At 72.7% G+C, this 4,059-nt stretch carries 3 protein-coding genes and 1 pseudogene; 2 read left to right on the top strand and 2 right to left on the bottom strand.

Translation table 11 applies throughout. The annotated features are described in order from the left end of the window. A pseudogene (locus tag G3I19_RS35095) lies at nt 1-244 on the bottom strand (exodeoxyribonuclease V); the annotation flags it as partial. A gap of 518 nt (nt 245-762) precedes the next feature. Next, complete coding sequence (locus G3I19_RS35090) at nt 763-1,746, bottom strand: aldo/keto reductase (RefSeq protein ID WP_164267735.1); 984 nt, start codon at nt 1,744-1,746, stop codon at nt 763-765. A gap of 128 nt (nt 1,747-1,874) precedes the next feature. Here G3I19_RS35090 and G3I19_RS35085 point away from each other — a divergent pair, with 128 nt between their 5' ends. Further along, entirely contained in the window at nt 1,875-2,924 is a 1,050-nt protein-coding gene (locus tag G3I19_RS35085) for an LLM class F420-dependent oxidoreductase (RefSeq protein ID WP_164267734.1), read from the top strand. 251 nt (nt 2,925-3,175) lie between these two features. Continuing rightward, nucleotides 3,176-3,967 (top strand): ferritin-like domain-containing protein, encoded by a 792-nt coding sequence (locus G3I19_RS35080; RefSeq protein ID WP_164267736.1) that lies wholly within the window; start codon nt 3,176-3,178, stop codon nt 3,965-3,967. Nucleotides 3,968-4,059: the final 92 nt, after the last annotated feature.

The raw sequence follows: 4,059 nt of genomic DNA, 5'->3' as shown, positions 1-4,059 counted from the left end.
GGGCGGCGCGGCGCGGCTCGGGTGCCGGCGGCGGGAAGTGCGTGGACGGCTGCTCGCCGCCCTCCACCGCCCTGACCGCGGCGAGCAGATCGGCGGCCCGGCCGCTCAGCTTGGCGCCGGCCTGGATGGGCCCGTCCTTCTCGGCTTTGCGCTGCTCGATTCTGGCCCGCAGCTCACGCTGGGCCGCCAGCTCTGCCTCGGCCTCCGACAGAGCGGGCGCCTCGGCGGCTGCTTCCCCGGCCACCGCTGCTTCCCCCGTCGCCGGTTCCCCGGCCACTGGTTCCTCGGCCACTGGGTTCCCGGCCGTCGAGTCTTCGGCTGCTGGTTCCCCGGCTGCTGGTTCCCCGGGTGTTGACTCCTCGGCCGTTGACTCCCCGGCCGTTGGCTCCCCGGCCGTTGGCTCCTCGGGCGTCGCCGCGTCCGTGGGCGCCGCTCGCCCTGCCGTCGGGTCTTCGGCCGCAGACTCCCCGGCCGCCCCTTCCTCGGGCGCAGACTTCCCGGGCGCCGGGGCCACCGCCTCCGCGGCCGCAGACTCCCCGGCCGCCGCTTCCTCGGGCGCAGACTTCCCGGGCGCCGGGGCATCCTTCGCCGTCCCCGCGCTCCCCGGCTCCGTGTCCGCCTGCGCCTCTGTCCCCGCCTCTGTCCCCGCCTCTGTCCCCGCGTCCGCCCCCGCGTCCGTCTCCGGTTCTGTTTCCGGTGCGGCTTCGGCGCCGGGAGTGGCCCCGGCCTCGGTGCTGGCCTCGGTGTCGAGGCGATCCGTACTCACAGCTCGGTCCAGTCCTGGTCGGGATAACGGTGAACGGGCTCCGACACATCGTCGAGCGCCCGGCAGATCTCGTCAGGAAGACTAAGCGTCTCCACTGACAACGCCGCCGTGAGCTGCTGCGCGTTGCGTGCGCCGATGATCGGGGCGACCACTCCTGGCCGGTCGCGGACCCAGGCGAGCGCCACCTCCAGCGGCGAGGTCGCGAGGCCGTCGGCCGCCGTGGCGACCGCGTCGACGATCCTGCTCGCGGCGTCGTCCAGATACGGCGCGACGAAGGGCGCCAGCTGCTCCGATGCCCCGCGTGAGTCCACCGGAGTCGCATGGCGGTACTTACCGGTGAGGACCCCGCGGCCGAGCGGCGACGAGGGCAGCAGCCCGACACCCAGGTCCACCGCGGCGGGCAGCACCTCGCGCTCCACCCCGCGCTGGAGCAGCGAGTACTCCATCTGCGTACTGGCGAGCCGGGTCCTGACCCCGGGCGCCGCGAGCTGCCAGGTGGCGGCCTTGGCCAGTTGCCAGCCGGAGAAATTGGACAGCCCCGCATAGCGCGCCCGCCCGCTGGCGACCGCGATGTCCAGCGCCTGGAGCGTCTCGTCCAGCGGGGTCTCCGGGTCGAAGGCGTGCACCTGCCACAGATCCACGTAATCGGTACCCAGCCGCTCCAGCGAGGCGTCGAGCGCCGCCAGCAGATGCCCCCGCGAGCCGTCGAACCTGCGGTAGGGGTCGGGCACGCTGCCCGCCTTGGTGGCGATCACGAGATCTCTGCGGGGTATCAGCCGTTCGCAGAGCCGGCCGAGCAGATACTCGGCGTCTCCGTCCCCGTACACATCGGCCGTGTCGACGAGGGTGCCGCCGGCCTCCCAGAACGCCTTCAACAGGTCGGCGGCGTCATGCTCGTCGGTACTCCGCCCCCAGGTGAGGGTGCCGAGCCCGATCCGGGATACGCGCAGGCCCGTGCGGCCGAGATGCCTCTGCTCCATGGGCGCTGAGAGTACTGGCCGCGGGGCGGCCCGGTGGAGGGCTGTGGACAACCGCCCCCTGACGGATGCCGCCCGCGCGCGCTAGAGTCCCCGCGACAGGGACGTTACTCATTGGTAAGGGAGCGGTCATGCGGCTCGGAATCAACCTCGGCTACTGGGGCGCCGGGATGGACGGCGACAACCTCGCCGTGGCTCAGGAGGCCGACCGGCTCGGCTACGACGTCTGCTGGGCGGCCGAGGCGTACGGCTCGGACGGGCCGACCGTGCTCTCCTGGGTCGCCGCCAAGACGGAGCGGATCGACGTGGGCTCCGCGATCTTCCAGATCCCGGCCAGGGCGCCCGCGATGACGGCGATGACCGCGGCCACCCTGGACTCCCTCTCCGGCGGCCGCTTCCGGCTCGGCCTCGGCGTCTCGGGGCCGCAGGTCTCCGAGGGCTGGTACGGCGTCAAGTTCGACAAGCCGCTCTCGCGCACCCGGGAGTACGTGGAGATCGTCCGCAAGGCGATGTCGCGCGAGCGCCTGTCGTACGAGGGCGAGCACTGGACGCTGCCGCTGCCCGGCGGCCCCGGCAAGCCCATCAAGCTCACCGTCCACCCGCAGCGCGAGCACATTCCCCTCTACATCGCGGCGATCGGCCCCAAGAACCTGGAGCAGACCGGTGAGATCGCGGACGGTGCCCTGCTGATCTTCCCCTCGGCCGAGCACCTGGAGTCCACCGCGATCAGCCCGCTGCGGGCCGGCCGGGAGAAGGCCGGGCTGACGATGGAGGGCTTCGACGTCTGCCCGACCCTGCCGCTCGCGGTGGGCGACGACGTAGAGGCGCTGGCCGACACGTTCCGCCCGTACACCGCCCTGTACGTGGGCGGTATGGGCAGCTTCAAGCAGAACTTCTACAACAAGCTCGCGCAGCGCATGGGGTACGAGAAGGAGGCCGCCGAGATCCAGAAGAAGTATCTGGGCGGCGACAAGAACGGCGCAGCCGCCGCCGTACCGCACGAGCTGATCGACCGGACGACGCTGCTCGGGTCCGTCGAGCGGATCGCCGACCGGATGCAGGCCTATGCCGCGGCCGGGGTGACCACGCTGACGCTGGCCCCCGCCGGGTTCACGCTCGACGAGCGGGTGGCCGGGCTGCGCGCCGGTACGGAGGCGCTGGAGCGGGCCGGACTCGCGTAGGCGGAGCACGGCGGGCCGCGGCGGCGGAACCGCTGGGAGCCCCGGAGGAAGTCTGCGGCCGTGGTGGGGGCTCGGGGGGTCTTCCCCGCCACGGCCGTCGCGCTGAACAACGCCTCAGGGGCCGCTCGGTTACGCCTCCGGGCGACCGGCGCGCCTACCACCTTTCGGCCGAACGGGCAGGGGCTCGCATTGCCGGGCCGCCGATATCGCATTTGACTCGGACCGTCAGGTATCGGCATGGAGGTGGCGTGGTGCTTTCGGCGCGGAGCATTTTCCAGGAGATCGTCGACAGCGATGACGCGTTCCGGCTCTTCTGCTCCATCGCCGCCGGCGGTGAGGCCCAGGGCGGCTGGGAGAACGGCCGGATCGCCGAGCTCGCCCCGGAGAGCATGAGCGCGCTCGCGCCGAAGATCGCCCGGCACGGTGCCGACGAGGACAAACACGGCCGGATCTTCCACGCCCTGCTCAAGAAGCGCGGCCTCGACCCGGTCGAGGTGCCGGCCGAGGCCGACTACACGATGCTGCTCGAACGCCGCGGCGTCGGCCTGAGCCACCGGACGCTGCGCGGCAGCGAGCGGCTCACCGAGCGGGACGTCATCGTCTATCTCGCCCACAGCAGGGTCACCGAACAGCGCGCTTCGGAGCAGATGAACACGCTGGTGCGGTACCTGGGCGACCAGCCGGACATCGGCCGGGCCGTCCGCATGATCTGCCGGGACGAGGACAACCACCTCGCCTACTGCCACGAGGAACTGCTGCGCCTGGCCGCACAGGGCCACGCCCGCACCATCCACGCCGTGCTGCGGGAGAGCGCGCTGGAGGAGATCCGGGTCTACCGGGAGGTGGGGCTGGCCGTGATGGAGCGGATGGGCGCAGTCCTCGGCTGGCCCGGCGCCAAGTCGGCCGTGCTGGCCGCGGGCGTCCGGGGGCTGTACGGGTTCGAGCGTGCGGGCGGCTGGCGCCGCTCGGTGAGTCTGGCCATGCCCGAGCGGCGCGACGCGCTCGGCGGACCGCCCGCACCCCACGCGGCGGAGTTCGCCTGACCGGGACCCTGACCAGGACCAGGACCGGGACCAGGACCACGACCAGGACCACGGCCGGTGGCGGAGGCGGAGGCCGAAGGATCCGGCCGGCC

The organism is Streptomyces sp. SID10853, from assembly GCF_010548145.1.
In the GTDB taxonomy this organism is placed as follows: domain Bacteria; phylum Actinomycetota; class Actinomycetes; order Streptomycetales; family Streptomycetaceae; genus Streptomyces.
Note: the sequence above shows the minus strand (reverse complement) of the source record. Positions and strands in the feature narration are given on the sequence as shown.

What these genes read in the sequence shown, in the direction of transcription:
- G3I19_RS35085 (WP_164267734.1), top strand. Translation starts at nt 1,875, where the DNA reads ATGCGGCTCGGAATCAACCTCGGCTACTGGGGCGCCGGGATGGACGGC.
- G3I19_RS35090 (WP_164267735.1), bottom strand. Translation starts at nt 1,746, where the DNA reads ATGGAGCAGAGGCATCTCGGCCGCACGGGCCTGCGCGTATCCCGGATC.